Source organism: Bacillus changyiensis (genome assembly GCF_027706145.1).
In the GTDB taxonomy this organism is placed as follows: Bacteria; Bacillota; Bacilli; order Bacillales; family Bacillaceae; genus Bacillus; species Bacillus changyiensis.
In genome coordinates this window covers 78,115-100,914 of the sequence record NZ_JAQFWW010000005.1, presented here as the reverse complement: position 1 = coordinate 100,914, position 22,800 = coordinate 78,115, and the positions used below count along the sequence as shown (strand labels likewise).

Below are 22,800 nucleotides of genomic sequence, written 5' to 3'. Positions count from 1 at the left end.
TTGAAAAGGATTCTTTGGAGTGTTTAAATGAAAAGGCAGATGTTTTTGAATTTATTGTGAACAAACTCATACATACTTTTTTTAAGATTGACCTGAATAAATGTCATCGGAATTTAGAAAAGTCACTATTTATGGGTAAAAAGGAGCGTCAATTATGTCTAAAATTATCGCAATTAACGCAGGAAGTTCTTCATTAAAATTTCAACTTTTCGAGATGCCCAGTGAAAAAGTCTTGACAAAAGGCTTAGTGGAAAGAATTGGTTTGGATAACGGTATTTTTACAATCTCTGTTAATGATGAAAAAAATATCGAAACAACAGATATTGCAAATCACTCTATTGCTGTTAAAATGCTTTTGAACAAGCTAACAGAGTTGGGAATTATTAAAGATTTAAACGAGATCGACGGGATTGGCCATCGCGTTGTCCACGGTGGTGAAAAATTTAGTGATTCGGTTGTTTTGACAGATGAAACGATTCATGAGATTGAAGACATCTCTGATCTGGCACCGCTTCACAATCCAGCCAATATTGTCGGAATTAAGGCTTTCAAAGAAGTTCTTCCAGATGTTCCGGCTGTAGCCGTTTTTGATACAGCTTTTCATCAAACGATGCCAGAACAATCTTATTTATATAGCCTTCCTTATGAGTATTATGAAAAACTGGGAATTCGTAAATATGGATTTCACGGAACATCGCATAAATATGTAACGGAACGCGCAGCAGAACTTCTTGGCCGTCCACTTCAAGAATTGCGGCTTATCTCCTGCCATCTTGGGAATGGGGCGAGTATTGCAGCTGTTGAGGGTGGAAAATCAATTGATACATCAATGGGTTTCACACCGCTTGCAGGGGTGGCAATGGGTACACGTTCTGGAAATATCGACCCTGCGCTTATTCCGTTTATAATGGAAAAAACAGGACAATCAGCTGATGAAGTTTTAAATATGCTTAATAAAAAAAGCGGTCTGTTAGGTGTATCCGGTTTCTCAAGCGATTTACGTGACATTGTTGAAGCCGCCAATAAAGGCAATGACCGTGCGGAAATAGCGCTTGAAGTTTTCGCTAGCAAAATTCATAAATACATCGGTTCATATGCAGCTAGAATGAGCGGAGTTGATGCCATCATTTTCACTGCTGGTATCGGGGAAAATAGTGTTGAAGTGAGAGAACGGGTTCTTCACGGTTTAGAATTCATGGGTGTATACTGGGATCCTGCTTTAAATCATGTGCGTGGCAAAGAGGCTTATATAAGCTACCCACACTCTCCTGTTAAAGTGTTGATCATTCCAACAAATGAAGAAGTTATGATCGCAAGAGATGTCATAAGACTTGCTAATTAAAAAATAACATTGATGACCTCGGTATTTTGTAGCCGAGGTCATATTCTGTCATCCTTCCCTCTTTCAATACTCTCTCCTTACTTGAAGTCAATTACAAGCAGCAAAGAACATTGAATCTGAGATATGTGTTAAGATATTGGACAAACAGCTTGTCATTTTAGATTGAAAAAATAACGAAAAATGACGATATTAAATAGAACAGTGAGCTTTGATAAAAATTGTGATCACTGATTTTGGAGGAGGAAGGCATTTTTTTTGGCGAAGTCATTATAAAAGGTAATAAAAACGAAAGGATATTGCTTTAGATGAACAAAGAAGCGATTTTAATTGAAGTCAAAAAGAGACTAGAAGAAACAATTAAAGATTTAAACTTTCATAATTTATCTAATATAAAAGAGTTTACAGATCAACACTTTGAATTTTTGGAACATCTCAAATGTTTACCGGAATTGGTCAATCAAGAAAAACAGATCAAAAATCAAAACGCTATCATTGAAAATGAAAAGGATTTCTCAAAAAATCATTTTCAAAATGTTACTGATGATGACTTGCTTGCAGATCTTAAACATTATGTAGTCAAAGAGTGGAAGTTAAGCGGTGGAGCAATTGCTCTAAATCAAAGGTCTAGATCAGCTTTTATACCTGAAAAAATCGTCAGGGAAAAAGACATTCATCTCGGTGATATTGTTGAAATAACCAATAAGAATCCTTCCGGGGACAAGAAGCATTTTAAATTAATAAAAAAAGGCGATTCTGATCAATTTGTCGATAAGAGAATTGTGTTACAATGTTGCCCAGTGGAGATTGATGACGGTAAACTAGTGGTAACAAAAGATGTATATGGTAACGATATTAAAATTGATGATGCGCCATTTACAATCGTGATTCAAGAGCAAGACAGAATCAAGAAGAATATTGAGCCTGGTCACTCTGTTGATATTGCTTTTTATGAAGGAAAAGCACATGAGGCACGAGTGTTCTGGCGACATCCTTTGTATTCTTGATGTGTCAAAGTGAATAAATATACAGGCTAGTCGTTTAAGTTGACATACTCCTTTATAATAAATAGATAAAAAGGAGGCAATGAAAATGAGCGTTGAAGAACACAAAAAAGAAGCGCCAGATTGTGTGGCCTGTCAAGTAGTGACCGTCAGTGATACAAGGACGAAGGAAACGGATAAAAGCGGTCAACTGATGAAAGATTATTTGCAGAATGCTGGGCATCAACTGGTTTCTTATCAGATTGTCAAGGACAATCAAGAAGACATTAAAGCTGCAGTGCTTGAAGGATGTCAAGATAGCCGGATTGATGTGATTTTGTTGAATGGAGGAACAGGGATTGCGGCCAGAGATGTAACGATTGAGGCCATTTGCCCGCTTTTCAGCAAGGAGCTCACCGGATTTGGAGAAATTTTTCGTATGCTAAGCTATACTGAGATTGGCTCAAGCGCAATTCTCTCAAGAGCTGCTGCTGGTGTCATTCAAAATAAAGCTGTATTTTTAACACCTGGTTCAAGAGGCGCGGTAAAACTAGCCATGACAAAACTGATCATTCCTGAACTTGCCCATGTGATGAGAGAACTAAGAAAAGATATCCATGATAAATAAAAGCGAACTTCATTCATAAAATTGAATGAAGTTTTTTTTATAAAAAGGTTGAAAAAACCATAATTCCTTGTTAAAGTTTATACTACTAATTGTATTTTTATAAATTTTAATTTATTTTTATACAGACACAACAACTAGGTGAGAGGAGTTTTTTCAACATGTTGCAAAAGAAAAAAGTAGTTTTAGCCTACTCAGGAGGATTGGATACTTCTGTTGCGATTAAATGGTTACAAGAACAGGGATATGATGTGGTTGCCTGTTGTTTAGATGTTGGTGAGGGGAAAGATCTTGCTTTTGTTCAACAAAAAGCGCTTCAAGTTGGGGCTATTAACTCTTATGTGATTGATGCTAAAGAAGAATTCGCCCAAGATTTTGCATTGCTGGCACTTCAGGCTCACACATTATATGAAGGTAAGTATCCACTTGTGTCAGCCCTGTCAAGACCACTCATCGCCAAAAAACTAGTGGAAATAGCTGAGAAGGAAAACGCTCAGGCTGTCGCACATGGTTGTACAGGAAAAGGAAATGATCAAGTGCGTTTTGAAGTTTCCATTCAGTCATTGAACCCGGATTTAGAGGTTCTCGCTCCTGTCCGTGAATGGAAATGGTCTCGTGATGAAGAGATCGCATATGCACAAAAACACGGTATTCCTATCCCAATTCATTTGGATAGTCCATACTCTATTGATCAAAACCTATGGGGAAGAAGCAATGAATGCGGAATTTTGGAAGACCCTTGGGCTGCACCTCCTGAAGGAGCCTATGATTTAACAGTCCCACTTGAAAAAACGCCGAACACACCAGAAATCATTGAGATTGAATTTAAACAAGGGATACCAGTAGCCATTGATGGTATATCATATTCACTCTCAGAATTGGTTTTAACATTAAATGAACTGGCGGGAAAACATGGAGTGGGTCGGATCGACCATATTGAAAACCGCCTTGTTGGCATCAAGTCCCGTGAAGTCTATGAATGCCCCGGAGCGATAACGCTAATAAAAGCACATAAAGAACTTGAAGATTTAACTTTGGTGAAAGAAGTGGCTCATTTTAAACCATTGATCGAGCAAAAAATGGCGGAAGTCATTTATAACGGACTTTGGTTTTCTCCTTTAAGAAATGCGTTATCCGCATTCTTAAAGGAAACGCAAAAACATGTAACAGGCATTGTCCGTGTGAAATTGTTTAAAGGTCATGCTATTATTGAAGGCCGCAAATCAGAGTACTCGCTCTATGATGAAAAATTAGCAACCTACACAAAAGACGATGCATTTGACCATCATGCAGCAATCGGTTTTATTGAACTATGGGGTCTTCCAACGAAAGTAAACAGTATCGTCCAAAAAAAGGAGCAGATAAAAGCATGAAAAAGCTTTGGGGAGGCAGATTTCAAAAAACACCAGAAAAATGGGTTGATGAATTCGGCGCATCGATCCATTTTGATAAAACACTTGTAAAAGAAGATATTTTGGGATCACTCGCACATCTTGCTATGTTGAGAAAGTGCGGGATCCTTTCAAAAGAAGAAGCGGAAAAAATCAAGCAAGGTTTAGAGTCCCTTTTACAAAAAGCGAAAAAAAATGAATTGGTCTTTTCTGTTGATCATGAAGACATTCATTTAAATCTTGAAAAAATGTTGATTGATGAAATCGGACCGATTGGTGGAAAGCTTCATACAGCTAGAAGCCGAAACGACCAAGTAGCAACCGATATGCATCTTTACTTAAAACATCATACAGAGCATATGATTGAATTGCTCACCGCTTTTCAAAACGTCCTTGTTGAAAAAGCAGAACACCATATTGAAACGATTTTACCAGGTTATACACATCTACAGCGGGCACAGCCAATTTCATTCGCCCATCATTTGTTAGCCTATTTTTGGATGATGGAGCGTGATAAACAACGCTACAGTGATGCATTAAAGCGGATCAACCAATCACCGCTAGGATGTGGTGCACTAGCAGGGACAACATTTCCTATCGATCGTCAATATTCTGCTGAGCAACTTGGATTTGATTCGATTTATGAAAACAGTCTAGACGGTGTCAGTGATAGGGATTTTATTCTTGAGTTTTTAAGCGTCAGTAGCATTCTGATGATGCATTTATCAAGGTTTTCTGAAGAAATCATATTGTGGTGTTCACAGGAATTCAAGTTTGTTGAGCTTGATGACACATATGCTACAGGTAGCAGTATGATGCCGCAAAAGAAAAACCCTGATATGGCTGAATTAGTTCGTGGAAAAACGGGGCGTGTATATGGGAGTTTAATGGGACTGTTAACCATTATGAAAGGTCTTCCTTTGGCATATAATAAAGATCTTCAAGAAGATAAAGAAGGTATGTTTGATACAGTCAAAACAGTTCAGGGATGTCTTGAGATTTTTACCGGAATGATCAAAACGATGACAGTGAACAGCAATGAAATGAAAAAAGCAACTCAACATGATTTTTCAAATGCAACCGAACTGGCTGATTATTTAGCGAAAAAAGGGATGCCATTTAGAGAAGCCCATGAAGTAGTAGGTAAACTTGTCTACACATGTATTGAAAAAGGGATTTTTCTCAGCGATCTTCCGCTAGAAGAATACAAAAAGATGAGTAAACAATTTACTGAAGATGTCTACATTGTCCTTGATCCAAAGCATGCAGTTGAAAAACGAATGAGTGAGGGCGGAACTGGCTTTAAAAAGGTAGCAGAAGCGCTCCAAAATGCTAAGCAACAGTTAAACAATTTTTAACAAATTGCAGTTTCTTTCATAACGATAGCGGTTCAGACACAAAATAAGAAATGAATCGACAGAAGGAGTGTCTGAATGAAACAGAACAAATCAACGAATGCTTATTTGTATGATTCAAATGGCGAAAAAGAAACAGTTAAACTGATAGCAGATGCCTATTCTAGTGGTTTTGTCAGTTTGGATATTGATCGAAAACCGTTGACAGAGCAAAAGAAGTCATGAACTTTTAGCTGGAGCAAATTGCTCCGGTTTTTTATTTTTATTCGGACGGGTGTTCACATGTGATATTGTAAAAGTTTTATAGTAAAGTATAGATAGAATAAAATCAAAATCATGCCCATCAGGTTGGGAGGGAAAGATGTGCGCCATGCGTTAATTACAGCCGGTTCAAAAGGATTAGGGCGGAAAGTAACTGAAGCGCTGCTGGAGAAAGGCTGTTCGGTGACAGTGAACTATCGACAAGATGAAGCAGCTGTCAGCCGCCTGAAAACGGAATGGCAGTCATGGCTAGACCGTGTACAGTTTGTTAAAGGAGATGTCACGAAAAAGGAAGACTTACAACACTTGGCGAAGACAGCTCTCAATCGGTTTGGAAGAATCGATTTGCTCATTAATAATGCCGGTCCCTATATCTTTGAACGGAAAAAGCTAGCAGATTATAGTGAGGCTGAGTGGTATAATATGTTAGAAGGGAATTTAAGCTCTGTCTTCCATTTATTTAAAGCGGTGATTCCGATCATGAGGCGTCAGCGGTTTGGCCGTATTATTACTTACGGATTCCAAGGAGCGGATCATGCGCCAGGCTGGTTACACCGTTCAGCTTTTGGAGCTGCTAAAGTTGGTCTTGCTTCACTGACAAAAACAATTGCTATAGAGGAAGCTGGGTCTGGCATTACCGCTAATATGATCTGCCCTGGCAATATTGTTGGAGAGATGAAAGAATCCTCCATCTCAGAAGCGAGAGCATCTCTTGATCAAGAAACACCAATTGGGAGATCTGGTACCGGTGAAGACATTGCAAGGATTATTGCATTCTTGTGTGATGAAGATTCAGACTATATTACAGGAACAGTAATTGAAGCAACAGGTGGTTTAAATGTTATAAATCGCCAAACAAAAGATAAATAGGGGTGAATTTGATGAAAGTTACATATCATGGTCATTCAGTCGTGACAGTAGATACAGGCGATCATCATCTTATTGTTGATCCGTTTCTGACAGGAAATCCATTTACGGATTTAAAACCAGAGGATATTCAGGCAGATGTGATCTTGCTAACACACGGCCATAGTGATCATGTTGGTGATACTGTAGAAATCGCAAAACAAAATCAGGCATTGATAGTGGCACCAAATGAACTTGCTGTATACCTTGGTTGGAAAGGCTTGAATGTTCATCCGATGCATATTGGTGGAGCATATCAATTTGATTTTGGTAAAGTCAAATTAACACAAGCATTTCACGGTTCAGCTTACACAGAAGAAGAAAACCAAAAGCTTGTCTATACGGGAATGCCTGCTGGAATTTTATTAACGGTTGCAGGAAAAACGATCTTTCATGCAGGTGATACGGCCCTTTTCTCAGATATGAAGCTTATTGGTGAACTCAACGAGATAGACCTTGCCTTTTTGCCAATTGGTGATAATTTTACAATGGGGCCTGAAGATGCAAAACTAGCTGCAGAATGGCTCAAAGCGAAGCAGGTTGTTCCGATTCACTACTCGACATTTCCTATGATTAAGCAAGATCCTTATGCATTTGTGGACCTTTTGCCAGCCGGTGTTGGAAAAGTTCTTAACAGTGGCGAATCAATTGAATTATAAAAGCTGAATACTGCACCTTCAATTGTTAGACGTGTTGAAGGTGTTTTTTTGTTCTAATTTTTTAAAAATGGAAAGTAAACTTTCCATAGAGGAGGGAAGTTAAAAATGAAGAATAGATTGGAAGAGATTCGAAAAAAACATGGGATTAAGCAAGAAGAACTTGCTCATGCACTAGAGGTAACTAGACAGACCATTAGTTCCCTCGAAAATGGAAGGTATAACCCATCGATTGTTTTGGCATTTAAGATTGCAAGATACTTTGAAATGACTGTCGAAGAAATTTTTATTTATGAGGAGGAGAGGAGCAATGAATATTAGTTACCTGAGGTTATTGGAAATTGGCGGTGTATTTTTCATGCTATCAGGGGTTGCTTTAGGAATTGTTGGTGCAGAGGTGTTAAACATTCCATTTGCTAGAATGGATTTGGTATCGTTTGCAGTTGGATTTTGCGGATTTTTATTATTAGTTCTCCGCAGTTCATACGAGAAAAATAAAACAAGAGAACAACAAATTGAAGAAAAAGATGAAAGGGTTGTCTTCATCAACCAAAACTCAAAATCGAAAGCGTTTGATTTGTTAATAACAATATTGCCACTTGCTCTTCTCACTTTAGTCATGTTTGGTTATATGAATAAGGTATCGTTTTTCTCCCTAATAGGTTTATACTTTATCTCTATCGTTTACTATTATTATTCAATTTGGAAAAATAAGAAAATTATGTAGTAGAAGCATATATTGAGGAGGTAGAGCAAATCGTGAATAAGTCTCTAAATATTGTCAGTGTAACATTATTTTCATTTGCGATGAGTTACATTTTGTCAGTTGTTTTTCATCATGTTGGAATTGAAATGAATCTGATCACTTCGATTTTGATATTGGTTTTAACTATTGTATTTATCTTAGTTCCGAATCATTTTTTCACTTCAAGATAACTCAAAAGTATATAAAAATTTCGAATGTTAAAAACCAAACTAAAGAATAAGTCAGATTTCACTAATGTCGTCAATGTTATAGCTAGTCAAAACTGAAGCCCCCCTATTTGAGGGCTAAAGACTGTACTGTTTTGGAAGTTCACCACATAAGCCAAATACAAGACTGAGTACAGCCTTAGCTAACTGTGCTTTTTTATCAGGCTATTGTTCATTGAATTTTTACAAGGTCTGATTGCGGAAAAAACGTTTGAGCATTTATAATAAAATCATATCTAGCAGTTTTAGGATGAAGGTGAGAAAGATTGGCGACAAAACATGAACAAATTATAAGATATATTGATTCTTTATCAGTTGGCGAAAAAATCTCTGTCCGCCGGATTGCGAAAGAGATGAAAGTAAGTGAAGGAACAGCTTATAGAGCGATTAAAGAGGCCGAGAATAAGGGATTTGTTAGCACGATCGAAAGAGTTGGTACAATCAGGATCGAGCAAAAGAAAAAAGAAAACATTGAGAAGCTGACATATGCTGAAGTGGTAAATGTGATCGATGGACATGTTTTAGGTGGAAAAGCAGGTCTACACAAAACATTAAACAAATTTGTTATCGGAGCAATGAAACTTGATGCAATGATGAGATATACTGGAGCCGGTAATCTCTTAATCGTCGGAAATCGGATAAATGCACACCGCTATGCACTTGAAGCAGGTGCTGCTGTTCTAGTAACTGGCGGTTTTGACACGGAACCGGCAATCATTGAACTTGCTGACAAGCTTGAACTTCCAATTATTTCAACAAGTTATGATACCTTTACTGTTGCAGCAATGATTAATAGGGCGATCTATGATCAACTCATTAAAAAAGAGGTCGTACTTGTTGAAGATATTTTGACACCGCTTGAAAAAACGGTCTGTTTATCTCCACAAGAAAAGCTTGAAAGATGGTATGAAAAGAATTTTGAAACTGGGCACGGAAGATTTCCAGTTGTTGATGAACAGATGAAAATCCATGGCATTTTAACATCGAAGGATGCTGCCGGATATGATCGTCATGTTTTAATCGAAAAAGTCATGACGAAAAATCCGATTACTGTTGTTGGTAAGACATCTGTCGCCTCAGCTGCGCAGATGATGGTCTGGGAAGGAATCGAAGTTCTTCCGGTTGTAGATGAGCGGCAAAAGTTGATTGGTATGATCAGCAGACAAGATGTTTTAAAAGCGCTCCAAATGATTCAAAAACAGCCGCAAGTTGGCGAAAAGCTCGATGATATTGTAACAGGCGGATTTAAAGAATTAGACGTTGACCATTCTTCTGTCTATCAATATGAAGTAACTCCACAAATGACAAACCATTTGGGAACGCTGTCTTACGGCGTATTTACCACGATTCTAACCGAAGCAGCTAATCGTTTTTTACGATCTCATAAAAAAGGTGACTTGGTGATAGAGAGTATGACGATCTACTTTTTAAAACCGGTACAAATGGAATCTGTTATAGAAATAAAGCCGAATATTCTTGAAGCTGGAAGGAAATTTGGAAAAATGGATATTGAAGTTTTTCACCAAGGTACACTTGTCAGTAAAGCGATGATGATGGTTCAGCTGATGGAAAGAAGCTAAGGGACGCTAATTCGTGTCCCTTTTGTCGCTTTAGGCATTTTCCCGCTTGTTTTCTTTTGCGAGCAAAGGGAGGTAATGTTTATAAGCTTTATACCCAGCCCACATACTACCAATACCAGTCAAAATAAAGATGATCCCAATTCCAGAACTTAAAGCGTCACGGTTTAATAACAGCAGATTCGTCCCGAAAAACATAATAAAAAGCCCTAAACACATACTCGACTTTGCAGAAAAATATTCTTTTTCAATGGCTCTTTTTGTACGAACATATTTTACTTTGTAGTATAGATAAAAAATCGCTGAAATCACAATGAAAAAAACAAAAAACGGCATGGGCGACATTCCTCCATTGTAAGTTTTACAAACCCATTGTATACATAAATGAGTTTGCTTTCTACAATAAAAAGTCATTACTTCCACTTTCCACTAACAAAAGATTATGATTAAATGGTTAATAATAAGAAAAAGAAGGTGTAAACATGAAAACTGAATTAATCAGAACTATATCATTATATGACACTATTATTATACATAGACATGTGAGGCCTGACCCAGATGCTTATGGATCTCAATGCGGCCTTACGGAAATCTTGAGGGAAACCTATCCTGAAAAAAAAATTTTTGCTGTGGGGACACCTGATCCATCGTTGACATTTTTATATCCTTTAGATGTCATTGATGACTCAACGTACAATCATGCACTTGTCATTGTTTGCGATACGGCCAATCAAGAACGAATTTCAGATTCCCGCTATCATTTGGGTGACAAGCTGATTAAAATTGATCATCATCCAAACGAGGATCAATATGGTGATCTTTTATGGGTCGATACAAATGCAAGCTCTACAAGCGAAATGATTTATGAACTTTATTTAGCTGGGAAAGAATCAGGGTGGAAACTTCCAGTGAAAGGTGCAGAATTGATATATGCAGGTATTGTTGGTGACACCGGGCGGTTCCTCTTTCCAAACACAACGAAAAAGACATTGAAGTATGCGGGAGAGCTTATTGAATACCCTTTTTCATCACAAGCACTTTTTAATCAATTGTATGAGACAAAGCTAGACGTTGTGAGGTTGAATGGTTATATTTTTCAAAATATTTCCTTGACAGAAAACGGAGTAGCATCGGTTTTTATTAGGCAGGATATTTTAAATCGCTTCAATATTACACCATCTGAAGCATCACAGCTCGTCAATACATTAGGTAATATTTCTGGGATAAAAGCATGGGTGTTTTTTGTGGAGGAATCTGATCAAATTCGAGTAAGATTGCGGTCAAAAGGGCCGAAGGTCAATGAAATCGCGAAAAAATACAATGGTGGAGGTCACCCGCTTGCCGCTGGTGCTTCAATTTATGAATGGGATGATGCTGAACGTGTGATTGCCGATCTAGAACAAATATGTAAAGAGCACAAATAAGAGGGATCCCTCTTATTTGTGCCATTGTAGTCATTGAATCAAGGGGTAAAAATAATCAGATCATTCTGATTTCATCCCTGTTTATTCTGGTATAAACCAAGATCCAAAATCTGTTACATCTTCATAAACATCAATGTTTTGAGCATCTAATTCTTTTTTGATAAGGGATGTGAGAAGTTCAGTTTCTGCATAAGCGGAATAACCAGACTTTATTCGGTTGACTTTATCTTTGGCCAGCTGATGATAACTGTAAACGAACATTCTGCTTCCCTCCCTTTTAGATATATATCGCTTACTGTCAGTTTAAAATAAAATATGGAAAAAAGCGACGAATGTCTTTAAATCGTTAAAAAAAATCCATATTTAATTTGAAAAAGAAATTTTGATTTCAACTGATAGCCTTGTGTAAATCGTTAGGTCAGTTACCCTTGCTTTATAAGTTTTGTCATTTATCGTGTATAATTTGTTTTCAATTGTTCGTTTTAAAAGTTCTTTTGTTTTATATACACTCTCAATATCTTTTGTGATGACATCTGAAATATTATCCATAATATGCTCTTCAAAGTTCATTTTGTCAGGTTGGGATAATTTATATTGTTTTCCATTGATAAGCTTCACATCAACACTTTGAATTAATAGTTTTCTTTTATTATCTTCATTCAGTTTATGAAGATCCTCTCGGTAAATCGTAATCTGTTCGTTTAAATCTTCAATTCGTTCTTTCTGTTCACGGATCATGACGACCTGTTCTTCTTGAAAAGTCCCATATGTAAATAGAAACACAAACCAACTGATGATCGCTCCACATGCCATACCAGCAAAAAAACGTTGCCACCCTGGTTTTTGATAATAAGGAGGAATTCTCATGAGGAAATATGCTCCTGTGTCAGCCAATTGATGATCAAAAATCCGGTTTGCGCGCCTCCCATTGCTGAAAGAATAAGAAGAATTTGCTTTACAATATCTCTTGTATTTCCTTCCCAAATGCCTCTTTCAAAGCTGTAGACTGCATCAAATGTACCACCAATTGCAGCTACCAAAGCCCAGATCTTAAGCCGGTTTGCTAAGCTGGAGATGATTGTTAAAGGGGGTTGTCCAGATAAATAAGCACCGATTCCACCAATTAACGAACCACCAAGCAAAACACCAAGTGCAATAAAGTAACAACTGAAAAAATTCGGAAAAAAAGGCTGTTCCGGGTCCATTCCGATCACCTCACCTTCCATTATGATATGGACAATCAAGGACAAGTATGATTGGTTTTAGAAAAAAAGAACATTTGTTTCTTCAGCATTCACATCATATAATAAAAGAGATGTTTGAAAAAGGAAGGGGTGGCAGAATGTCTTTTGTTCACCTGAAAGTACATAGCGGCTATAGTTTATTACATAGTGCAGCATCCGTAGAAGATCTTGCAGCCAGTGCAGAAAAGCTGGGTTATCATGCAATTGCGCTGACTGATGATCAAGTCATGTACGGTGCGGTTGAATTTTATAAAGCGTGCCAAAAACGTGGAATCAAGCCGATTATCGGGTTAACAGCCACCGTTTTAGCAGATGAAAAAGAACATCTCGCATATCCTCTTGTTCTTTTGGCAAAAACGAATAGAGGATATAAAAACTTACTGAAAATTAGTAGTGTGCTTCAGTCAAAATCAAAAGCAGGTATAAAAGAAAAATGGCTAAAAAGTTATGCTGAAGATATTATTGCTCTAACAACAGGTGGGGCGGGATATGTTGAGACTCTCTTAAAAGATGGACGAATTGAAGAAGCGGAAGATGTTGCTTTCCGCTATCAAAACCTGTTTGGGGAAGAAAACTTTTATTTGTCTTATCAGCCATATAAAGGAGACTCTCTTCTTTCAGAGCGTATTCTTGAACTATCCACTCAAACAGGCATTCCAATCGTCGCCACTGGAGATGTCCGCTATATTGAAAAAGAGGATGTGTTGGCATACGCTTGTTTAAAAGCGATTAAAGAAGGGGAGAAACTTGACGAAAGCCAGGTGGCTAGTGATGATGACCTCAATCTTGATTTAAAGCCGATCGATGAAATGTTCAACATTTACCGCACTCAACCAGATGCTATAGAGAATTCGGTAAAGATTGCACAACAATGTCATATTGATCTAAGCCTTGGGCAGACACGACTTCCTAAATATCCTACCCCATCTAGCAAAAATCCCGATTCATTTTTAAAAGAGCTTTGTTTTTCAGGGCTTTCAAAGCGATTTTCCGCTCCTTCAAAGGAATATATTGAGCGGCTTGAATATGAACTTGCTATAATAAAGAGGATGGCATTCAGTGACTATTTTTTAATCGTCTGGGATTTTATGAAGTACGCACATGATAATGGGATCATCACGGGGCCAGGCCGTGGGTCTGCAGCAGGTTCACTTGTTGCATATACGCTGTTTATTACCGATGTTGATCCGATCAAACATAAACTGTTGTTTGAACGATTTTTAAATCCTGAACGGATTAGTATGCCTGATATTGATATCGATTTTCCTGACACAAGAAGAGACGAAATCATTCAGTATGTGAAAAATAAATATGGTGCTCTTCATGTCGCACAAATCATTACGTTTGGTACATTGGCTGCAAAAGCCGCATTTAGAGATACCGGTAGGGTAATGGGCATTAGTCCGAAAGAAGCCGATCAGTTAGCAAAGCTGATTCCTTCTAAACCTGGGGTCACTTTGAGACAGGCAAAAGATCTTTCTCCTGAGTTTGCCAAACGGCTTAGTGAGTCAAAGCGGCTTCAGACCATATTTGAGGTAGCCCAAAAAATCGAAGGCTTGCCGCGGCATACATCTGTACATGCCGCAGGCGTTGTGTTAAGCGAAGAGCCGCTAACCAATATTGTTCCCATACAAGAAGGTCATGAAGGCATCTATTTAACACAGTATTCCATGAGCTATCTTGAGGAGTTAGGACTTCTGAAAATGGACTTTCTAGGTTTGCGCAATTTAACTTTGATCGATTCTATTAAAACACTGATTGAAAAGAAAGAACGGATCAAAATTGATTTCTCACAGCTTTCCTATAACGACAAGCAAACGTTTGAACTTTTGTCGGTAGGAGATACGACAGGGGTCTTTCAGCTAGAATCAGCAGGGATGAGAAATGTTTTGCAAAAACTGAAACCAAACAATTTAGAGGATATTGTAGCTGTCAATGCGTTATACAGGCCAGGACCAATGGAAAATATTCCGCTATATATTAAGAGAAAGCATGGTCAAGCACCGATACAATACCCACATGAAGATCTGACAGACATTTTAAAAGATACATATGGTGTCATCGTCTATCAGGAACAAATTATGATGATTGCTTCGCAAATGGCAGGCTTTAGATTGGGAGAAGCTGATCTTCTGAGGAGAGCGGTTAGTAAAAAAAACAAGGAAATCCTTGATACAGAGAGAAATCATTTTATAAAAGGGTGTCTAAAAAAAGGATATTCTCAATTATCAGCAAATCAAGTGTATGATTTAATTGTTAAGTTTGCTAACTACGGGTTTAATCGGAGTCACGCGGTCGCTTACAGTATGATTGGATTTCAGCTTGCTTATTTAAAAGCCCAATTTCCTTTGTACTTCATGTGCGGATTGCTAACAAGTGCGATCGGTAATGAGGATAAATTGGCTCAATATATCTATGAGGCAAAAGGAAAAGGATTGAAGATCCTAGGACCTTCGATCAATAAAAGTGGTTACCCTTTTCTTATAGAAAACGGTGCAGTTCGTTATAGTTTAAGAGCTATCAAAGGTGTTGGACTAGCTGCTGTAAAAGAAATCTACAAAGCAAGAAAAGAGAAACCGTTCATTGATCTATTTGATTTTTGTGTTAGAACATCTGTGAAAAGCGTGAATCGAAAAACGATAGAGACATTAATATTTGCTGGTGCAATGGATGAATTTGGAGAAAATCGTGCGACATTGCTTGCTTCAGTAGACATCGCTTTGGAACATGCTGAATTGTTTGCTGATGACAATGAACAGCTCGGATTTTTTCTTGATGAAACAATCAGTATAAAGCCCAAATATGCCTCTGTCGAAGAAATACCGCTCGTTGATCTTCTTGCTCATGAAAAGGAAACACTTGGGATTTATTTTTCGAATCATCCTTTGACCGTTCATCGCGATTTATTAAATCATCGTGGTGCACGACCTATCATGATCCTAAAAGAATTCAACCAAAAGAAAGTCACTCTCGGTGCTCTTTTGACTAAAATGAAAACGATTCGGACAAGAGCTGGACAATCGATGGCTTTTTTGGAATTGAGTGATGAAAGTGGGGAAATTGAAGCGGTTGTTTTTCCAGATCAGCTCAGACAGTTTTCTCAAGTATTGGAAGAAGGGGTTTCTCTTTATGCTGAGGGCCGACTTGAAACAAGAAATGAAAAGCTTCAGTTCATTATCCAAAAAGCTACCTTAATTGACTCACTGTATAAAGAGAAGCAACCTGCTGTTTATATAAAAGTCGAAGAAAGTCAGCATACTCAAGAGATTTTGGGAAACCTTAGCAAGGTTTTACTGGAACATCATGGTGAGACTGAGGTCTATATTTACTATGAAAAGAAAAAACAAACAATGAAACTCCCTCCAGCCTATTATATAAAGGCTGAGCATGCTGTCCTCTATCGGTTGAAAAGTGTTGTTGGTGAAAAAAATGTCGTTATACGAACATAAAATAAACAGCTTCGGTCATAAAAAAAACCTTAAATTATGGTATCATTCTTAAGATTCTATTGTTTGCCTGAAAAGAATCTTAATCAGCAAAACAAAATTGCCCCTTGAAGGAGTGTTATTCACATGTCATTGAAAGAAAATGCACTACATATGCACAAAGTTAACCAAGGCAAATTGGAATCAAAATCAAAAGTACAGGTTCGAAACGCGGACGACTTAAGTCTCGCCTACTCTCCCGGCGTAGCTGAGCCCTGTAAAGTCATATATGATGATAACAGCAAAGTATATGATTATACCATGAAGGGAAACATGGTAGCAGTTGTATCTGATGGTACTGCTGTTCTCGGTCTGGGGAATATCGGACCTGAAGCAGCATTGCCTGTCATGGAAGGAAAAGCAGTTCTCTTTAAAAGTTTTGCGGGAGTTGACGCTTTTCCAATTTGTTTAAATACATCAGATGTCAATCAAATAGTTGAAACTGTTAAACTTCTCGAACCGACTTTTGGCGGGGTCAATCTTGAAGACATAGCAGCTCCGAATTGTTTTGTGATTGAGGAACGTCTCAAAAAAGAAGCGAAGATTCCAGTTTTTCACGATGATCAACATGGGACTGCGATTGTTACCGTGGCTGGACTGGTTAATGCGCTTAAACTGTCTGGTAAATCGATGTCTTCTGTTAAAGTTGTGGCAAACGGTGCAGGTGCAGCAGGAATTGCGATTATTAAGCTGCTCTACCATTTTGGTGTTAGAGATATCATTATGTGTGACACAAAAGGCGCGATTTATGAAGGTCGTCCAATAGGTATGAATGCCGTGAAAGCAGAAGTTGCAAAATATACAAATAAAAATCGAATTGAAGGATCACTCAAAGACGTGATTAAGGGTGCCGATGTTTTTATCGGTGTTTCCGTTGAAGGAGCTCTAACAAAAGAAATGGTTGGGGAAATGGCTGACCAGCCAATTATTTTTGCCATGGCAAATCCAAATCCAGAAATTATGCCTGCTGAAGCGCACGCAGCGGGTGCTAGTGTTGTTGGTACTGGACGTTCTGATTTTCCCAATCAAGTAAACAATGTGCTTGCTTTCCCAGGTATTTTCCGTGGTGCCCTAGATGCTCGAGCGACACATATCAACGAAGAGATGAAAATTGCTGCTGTTGAAGCAATTGCATCACTTGTTTCAGATCAAGAGTTGAGTCCTGAATATGTCATTCCTGCTCCATTTGATCCAAGGGTTGCCCCGGCAGTTGCAAGTGCTGTTGCCAAAGCGGCTATGGAAACAGGTGTGGCAAGAATTGATGTAAACCCTGATGAAGTGGCTGAAAAAACGAGAAGACTTGCCGTTATAGGTGAAAAGTAATAGCTCTTATTATTGATCATTATATTCTCATCAGCGCGTGATGATTTAAATTCAAGAGTCATTACGCGCTGTTTCTCAAATATCACGATTCGCGATTTAAATTAATTTTTTTTTTATTTGTTTTACAGGGTTTTGTATTCGTTGCCAAGGCTTATATATCAATTTATCAGGATTAACTCTGTAACCTTCATGACGTATTTGCCGATTAAAAAATGTCGAATGGAGGATGACACCGTTTGACAAAAAAAGTACAATAGTTTCGGTATAGTGTAGTTCCTAGTTAAAAAACCAGGACAGGCATATTTGAAGAAACCCTTCAGAAAAGGGAGGTAATCGTTTGTTAAAGGATATATTTAGTAAAAAGAAGAAAAAATACGCTTCTGTTCCTGCGGAAAAAGTCATGCAGGATGTACCGGAAGGCATCATGACAAAATGTCCTGATTGTAAAAAAATTATGCTCACAAAAGAGCTGGATAAAAATTTAAGAGTCTGCATAAATTGCGGACATCACTTTCAAATGAATGCAAAGCAAAGAATCAAAAGTATTCTTGATGATCAATCATTTGAAGAGTTTAATCAAGACATGATTTCAGAAAATCCACTTCAATTTCCGGGATATATGGAAAAATTGGAAAGTGACCGCAAGAAGACGGCTTTAAATGAAGCAGTTGTGACTGGTAAAGGAACAATTGAAGGCTTGCCAGCCGTTGTTGCTGTGATGGATTCGACCTTTAGAATGGGAAGCATGGGGTCAGTTGTAGGAGAAAAAATCACATTAGCAATTGAAAAGGCAAGGGAAGAAAAAATTCCTTTTATCATTTTTACCGCTTCAGGAGGAGCGAGAATGCAAGAAGGGCTTCTCAGTTTGATGCAGATGGCAAAAACAAGCTCAGCATTAAAACTATTCAGTGAAGAAAGTGGCCTCATGATTTCAGTCATGACCCATCCGACAACAGGGGGAGTTTCTGCAAGCTTTGCTTCTCTCGGCGACTACAACCTTGCGGAACCAGGTGCACTGATCGGTTTTGCTGGTCGGCGAATTATTGAACAAACGATTCGCGAAGAGCTACCTGAAGATTTTCAGACAGCTGAATTTTTATTGAAACACGGTCAGCTTGATTCCGTTGTTCATAGAGCTGACATGAAAAAAACGCTTCGTCTTATTTTGGACATTCATCAAAAGGGAGGTGACCATGAATGGCTGGAGAATTAGAATTTGAAAAACCAGTGATTGAACTTCGTGATAAAATTGCCGAACTAAAAAAGTTCACACAAGATTCAGATATGGATTTGAGTTCTGAAATAACAAAACTAGAAAACCGTCTGAAAAAGCTTGAAGAAGATATTTATTCAAACTTAAAAGCCTGGGACAGGGTCCAGATTGCAAGGCATCCAAATCGTCCAACAACACTTGATTATATAGAACATCTTTTTACCGATTTTTTTGAATGCCATGGTGATCGTTATTTCGGCGATGATGAAGCAATTGTAGGTGGGATTGCTAAGTTTCACGGCCTTCCTGTTACAGTCATTGGTCACCAACGCGGCAAGGATACGAAAGAAAATATCCGCCGTAATTTCGGAATGCCGCATCCTGAAGGGTACCGTAAAGCGCTGAGATTGATGAAACAAGCCGATAAATTTAATAGACCGATTATTTGTTTTATTGATACGAAGGGGGCCTATCCGGGAAAGGCAGCTGAAGAAAGAGGTCAAAGTGAAGCTATTGCTAAAAACCTTTTTGAAATGGCAGGACTTTCTGTGCCGGTCATTTCTCTCGTTATCGGTGAAGGCGGTAGCGGTGGAGCACTTGCTCTCGGTGTTGCAAACCGTTTAATGATGCTGGAGAATTCAACCTATTCTGTGATCTCTCCAGAAGGAGCCGCAGCAATACTTTGGAAAGACTCAGGACTTGCCCAAAAAGCAGCTGAAACAATGAAAATTACAGCACCCGACCTTAAGAGTTTAGATATTATCGATGATATTATAAAAGAAGTAAGAGGCGGGGCACATCGCGATTTGAAAAGGCAAGCCGAATACATTGATGAGACATTAAAACAAGCGCTTAAATCATTAAGACACTTGACTAAAAATGAACTGATCCAGCAAAGATATCATAAGTATAAATTAATTGGAAAAATATCGACTGAAAATCAATATATTGGGGTAGAATAAACAAACGTAAGGCCTTTGGCTTACGTTTGTTTTTTTATAAACGGCAGAGAAAGTGAAAGGATTGTGTCATTTTACTGCGGTTTTTCAAAGAGTTTGTTTAAAATTTATTTAAAAATTTTCTATTTAATTGTATAATAATTAGGGTTTAGAAGGGACTTCGGAAAGACTACATCCCTTTTTCATTGTTTTTGAAACAATGATCGTGTTAAGGTAATTTTATATAAGTTTTCGAGGTGAAAAAAATGAAACGTATCGGAGTATTGACGAGTGGCGGCGATTCACCAGGAATGAATGCGGCTGTTCGAGCAGTTGTGAGAAAAGCAATATACCACAATGTGGAAGTATACGGAATTTATAACGGCTATTCAGGTCTTATCAACGGAAAAATTGAGAAACTGGAAATTGGTTCTGTTGGAGATATTATTCATCGTGGAGGAACAGCACTTTATTCAGCAAGATGTCCTGAGTTTAAAACAGTAGAAGGACAGAAAAAAGGAATAGAAAACTTAAAGAAATATGGTATAGAAGGATTAGTTGTTATTGGTGGAGATGGTTCTTATATGGGAGCCAAGAAATTAACGGAACATGGATTCCCATGTGTAGGTGTTCCGGGAACAATCGATAATGACATTCCGGGAACAGATTTAACGATTGGCTTTGATACAGCTTTAAACACTGTTATTGATGCCATCGATAAAATTAGAGACACAGCAACGTCTCATGAACGTACATACGTGGTAGAAGTTATGGGGCGCCATGCAGGTGACATCGCTTTGTGGTCAGGTTTGGCAGGAGGAGCAGAGTCCATCCTTATTCCTGAGGCAGATTACGATATGGATAAAATCATCGCCAAACTGAAAAGAGGTCACGAACGCGGCAAGAAACATAGTATTATCATTGTTGCCGAAGGTGTAGGTAGTGGGGTAGAGTTTGGAAAACGAATTGAAGAAGCTACCAAGTTTGAAACAAGGGTATCAGTACTTGGACACATTCAACGTGGTGGTTCACCGACTGCAGCTGATCGTGTATTAGCCAGCCGCCTTGGAGCGTTTGCAGTTGAACTGCTTCTTGAAGGTAAGGGTGGACGTTGTGTCGGAATACAAAACAATCAGCTTGTACACCATGATATTATCGAAATCCTTGATCATAAACATACCATTGATCAGAATATGTACCGCCTGTCACAAGAATTGTCTATTTAGTGGATAACCCGAGGAGGAAGAAATAATGAGAAAGACAAAAATCGTTTGTACAATTGGCCCGGCAAGTGAAAGTATTGAAAAGCTTACACAACTAATGGAAGCGGGAATGAATGTAGCTCGGCTCAATTTTTCTCATGGAAATCATGAAGAACATGCCGCAAGAATTAAAAACATCAGAGAAGCAGCGAACAAGCTTGGAAAAGATATCGGTATTCTTCTTGATACAAAAGGCCCAGAAATCCGCACTCATAATATGGAAAATGATGCTATTGAACTGAATACAGGTTCTGAAGTGATCGTTTCAATGGATGAAGTGATCGGAACACCTGAAAAGTTTTCTGTTACGTATGAAGGTTTAGTAGATGACGTAACAAAAGGTTCAACTATTTTACTTGATGATGGATTAATCGGGCTTGAAGTTATTGAAGTGAGAACGGACAAGCGTGAAATTTTGACAAAGGTACTCAACAGTGGAGTCTTGAAAAACAAAAAAGGTGTCAATGTGCCAGGAGTTAGTGTTAATCTTCCAGGCATCACTGAAAAAGATGCACAAGATATCGTATTCGGAATTGAGCAAGGTATTGATTTTATCGCAGCATCTTTTGTACGTCGCCCATCAGATGTTCTTGAAATTCGCGAACTGCTTGAAAAACATGAAGCAACTGACATTCAAATCATTCCAAAAATTGAAAATCAGGAAGGTGTCGACAATATCGACCGCATTCTTGACGTATCAGACGGTCTAATGGTTGCCCGCGGTGACTTAGGTGTTGAAATTCCAGCTGAGGAAGTTCCACTCGTTCAAAAAGACTTGATTAAAAAATGTAACACATTGGGTAAACCTGTCATTACAGCAACGCAAATGCTTGACAGTATGCAACGTAACCCACGCCCAACACGCGCTGAAGCAAGTGACGTTGCAAATGCAATCTTTGATGGCACTGATGCGATCATGCTTTCTGGTGAAACAGCAGCTGGAACTTATCCAGTTGAGGCGGTTCAAACAATGCACAATATTGCGTCACGTGCAGAAGAAGCGCTCAATCACAAAAAAATCCTTTCTGCTAGAAGCAAACAAGTTGGCATTTCAATTACAGATGCAATCGGACAATCTGTTGCACATACAGCAATTAACTTGGGAGTAGCAGCAATTGTTGCACCTACTGAGAGCGGACATACAGCAAGAATGATTTCTAAATATCGTCCAAAGGCTCCGATTGTGGCGGTGACAGTAGATGATTCCGTGTCAAGAAAATTGGCTCTTGTCTTTGGTGTTTTTGCAAAAAGTGGACAAAACCACAAATCAACAGATGAAATGCTTGAAAATGCAGTTCAAAGATCACTTGAAAGTGGTCTAGTCAACAATGGTGATCTAGTTGTCATTACAGCTGGTGCTGTTGGTGAAGCAGGTACAACCAATTTAATGAAAGTGTTGGTTGTTGGTGATGCAATTGTTAAAGGTCAAGGAGTTGGACGTAAATCTGCGTTTGGCGAAGTCGTTGTTGCTCACAATGCAAAAGAAGCAGATGAAAAAATGAAACAAGGTGCCGTATTAGTGACAAAAGCTACTGATCGCGATATGATTGGAGCTCTTGAAAAAGCATCAGCCCTTATTACGGAAGAAGGCGGCTTAACAAGCCATGCGGCGGTTGTTGGCCTAAGTCTTGGTATCCCTGTTATCGTCGGAGCAGAAAAAGCAACTTCGATTTTAACAGCTGGAGAAGATATCACAGTTGACTCCGCTCGGGGTGTTGTCTACAAAGGACATGCTAGCGTACTTTAATGCTTAAGTGAAAAAGAAGGGATCAGTTCCCTTCTTTTTTTACAGTTAGAGAAAAATAAAGTATCATAAGGACAGTTAGTTATTCACGTTCTTAAAGGA

23 protein-coding genes are annotated in these 22,800 nt (G+C 38.4%); 19 read left to right on the top strand and 4 right to left on the bottom strand.

What is annotated here, in order from left to right:
- Positions 1-154 precede the first annotated feature (154 nt).
- The 12 genes from PDT38_RS14770 to PDT38_RS14715 all read left to right on the top strand — a co-directional run bounded on the left by PDT38_RS14770 (position 155) and on the right by PDT38_RS14715 (position 10,068).
- Positions 155-1,342, top strand: coding sequence for an acetate kinase (locus PDT38_RS14770; RefSeq protein WP_270802669.1), 1,188 nt, complete (start codon positions 155-157; stop codon positions 1,340-1,342).
- 305 nt (positions 1,343-1,647) lie between these two features.
- Complete coding sequence (locus PDT38_RS14765) at positions 1,648-2,346, top strand: hypothetical protein (protein ID WP_270802668.1); 699 nt, start codon at positions 1,648-1,650, stop codon at positions 2,344-2,346.
- A gap of 85 nt (positions 2,347-2,431) precedes the next feature.
- Positions 2,432-2,950, top strand: coding sequence for a MogA/MoaB family molybdenum cofactor biosynthesis protein (locus PDT38_RS14760; RefSeq protein ID WP_270802667.1), 519 nt, complete (start codon positions 2,432-2,434; stop codon positions 2,948-2,950).
- Between the two features lie 158 nt (positions 2,951-3,108).
- On the top strand, positions 3,109-4,320 hold the full coding sequence (locus tag PDT38_RS14755) for an argininosuccinate synthase (RefSeq protein WP_270802666.1): 1,212 nt from the start codon (positions 3,109-3,111) through the stop codon (positions 4,318-4,320).
- A complete protein-coding gene (gene argH / locus PDT38_RS14750; RefSeq protein WP_270802664.1) occupies positions 4,317-5,696 on the top strand; it encodes an argininosuccinate lyase in 1,380 nt (459 codons plus the stop codon). The genes PDT38_RS14755 and argH overlap by 4 nt, the downstream gene beginning before the upstream one ends.
- 75 nt (positions 5,697-5,771) lie before the next feature.
- Complete coding sequence (locus PDT38_RS14745; protein WP_270802662.1) at positions 5,772-5,918, top strand: hypothetical protein; 147 nt, start codon at positions 5,772-5,774, stop codon at positions 5,916-5,918.
- Between the two features lie 138 nt (positions 5,919-6,056).
- Positions 6,057-6,824, top strand: a complete 768-nt coding sequence (locus tag PDT38_RS14740) for an SDR family oxidoreductase (protein ID WP_270802661.1) — start codon at positions 6,057-6,059, stop codon at positions 6,822-6,824.
- An 11-nt stretch (positions 6,825-6,835) separates the two neighbouring features.
- Entirely contained in the window at positions 6,836-7,519 is a 684-nt protein-coding gene (locus PDT38_RS14735; RefSeq protein ID WP_270802659.1) for a metal-dependent hydrolase, read from the top strand.
- Between the two features lie 105 nt (positions 7,520-7,624).
- Positions 7,625-7,837, top strand: coding sequence for a helix-turn-helix transcriptional regulator (locus PDT38_RS14730; RefSeq protein ID WP_270802657.1), 213 nt, complete (start codon positions 7,625-7,627; stop codon positions 7,835-7,837).
- Positions 7,827-8,243 carry a hypothetical protein gene (locus PDT38_RS14725; RefSeq protein ID WP_270802655.1) on the top strand — a complete coding sequence of 139 codons (417 nt, stop codon included), beginning with the start codon at positions 7,827-7,829 and terminating at the stop codon, positions 8,241-8,243. The genes PDT38_RS14730 and PDT38_RS14725 overlap by 11 nt, the downstream gene beginning before the upstream one ends.
- A 32-nt stretch (positions 8,244-8,275) precedes the next feature.
- Positions 8,276-8,452 carry a hypothetical protein gene (locus PDT38_RS14720; protein WP_270802653.1) on the top strand — a complete coding sequence of 59 codons (177 nt, stop codon included), beginning with the start codon at positions 8,276-8,278 and terminating at the stop codon, positions 8,450-8,452.
- Positions 8,453-8,754: 302 nt separating this feature from the next.
- Positions 8,755-10,068, top strand: a complete 1,314-nt coding sequence (locus PDT38_RS14715) for a CBS domain-containing protein (protein ID WP_270802652.1) — start codon at positions 8,755-8,757, stop codon at positions 10,066-10,068.
- 30 nt (positions 10,069-10,098) lie between these two features.
- Here the strand turns inward: PDT38_RS14715 and PDT38_RS14710 are convergent, their stop codons facing one another.
- On the bottom strand, positions 10,099-10,401 hold the full coding sequence (locus tag PDT38_RS14710; RefSeq protein ID WP_270802651.1) for a YtpI family protein: 303 nt from the start codon (positions 10,399-10,401) through the stop codon (positions 10,099-10,101).
- 146 nt (positions 10,402-10,547) lie between these two features.
- Between PDT38_RS14710 and PDT38_RS14705 the strand changes: the two genes are divergently transcribed.
- Positions 10,548-11,489, top strand: a complete 942-nt coding sequence (locus tag PDT38_RS14705) for a DHH family phosphoesterase (protein ID WP_270802650.1) — start codon at positions 10,548-10,550, stop codon at positions 11,487-11,489.
- Between the two features lie 81 nt (positions 11,490-11,570).
- Here PDT38_RS14705 and PDT38_RS14700 read toward each other — a convergent pair whose 3' ends face one another.
- The 3 genes from PDT38_RS14700 to PDT38_RS14690 form a co-directional block, all read right to left on the bottom strand.
- Entirely contained in the window at positions 11,571-11,750 is a 180-nt protein-coding gene (locus tag PDT38_RS14700) for a hypothetical protein (protein WP_172297015.1), read from the bottom strand.
- A 102-nt stretch (positions 11,751-11,852) separates the two neighbouring features.
- Entirely contained in the window at positions 11,853-12,356 is a 504-nt protein-coding gene (gene ytrI / locus PDT38_RS14695; RefSeq protein ID WP_270802648.1) for a sporulation membrane protein YtrI, read from the bottom strand.
- Positions 12,353-12,694, bottom strand: coding sequence for a YtrH family sporulation protein (locus PDT38_RS14690; protein ID WP_172297011.1), 342 nt, complete (start codon positions 12,692-12,694; stop codon positions 12,353-12,355). The genes ytrI and PDT38_RS14690 overlap by 4 nt, the downstream gene beginning before the upstream one ends.
- Positions 12,695-12,831: 137 nt before the next feature.
- Between PDT38_RS14690 and dnaE the strand changes: the two genes are divergently transcribed.
- From dnaE to pyk, 6 genes are all read left to right on the top strand, one after another.
- Positions 12,832-16,182: a DNA polymerase III subunit alpha gene (gene dnaE / locus PDT38_RS14685; RefSeq protein WP_270802645.1), complete on the top strand. Its 3,351-nt coding sequence runs from the start codon at positions 12,832-12,834 to the stop codon at positions 16,180-16,182.
- Between the two features lie 123 nt (positions 16,183-16,305).
- Complete coding sequence (locus tag PDT38_RS14680; protein WP_270802644.1) at positions 16,306-17,541, top strand: NAD(P)-dependent malic enzyme; 1,236 nt, start codon at positions 16,306-16,308, stop codon at positions 17,539-17,541.
- A gap of 337 nt (positions 17,542-17,878) precedes the next feature.
- Positions 17,879-18,754 carry an acetyl-CoA carboxylase, carboxyltransferase subunit beta gene (gene accD, locus PDT38_RS14675; RefSeq protein ID WP_270802642.1) on the top strand — a complete coding sequence of 292 codons (876 nt, stop codon included), beginning with the start codon at positions 17,879-17,881 and terminating at the stop codon, positions 18,752-18,754.
- Positions 18,739-19,716, top strand: coding sequence for an acetyl-CoA carboxylase carboxyl transferase subunit alpha (gene accA, locus PDT38_RS14670; protein ID WP_270802641.1), 978 nt, complete (start codon positions 18,739-18,741; stop codon positions 19,714-19,716). Before accD ends, accA begins: the two co-directional genes overlap by 16 nt.
- Positions 19,717-19,958: 242 nt before the next feature.
- Positions 19,959-20,918 (top strand): 6-phosphofructokinase, encoded by a 960-nt coding sequence (gene pfkA, locus PDT38_RS14665; protein ID WP_172297001.1) that lies wholly within the window; start codon positions 19,959-19,961, stop codon positions 20,916-20,918.
- Between the two features lie 25 nt (positions 20,919-20,943).
- Entirely contained in the window at positions 20,944-22,701 is a 1,758-nt protein-coding gene (pyk, locus tag PDT38_RS14660; protein ID WP_270802639.1) for a pyruvate kinase, read from the top strand.
- Positions 22,702-22,800: the final 99 nt, after the last annotated feature.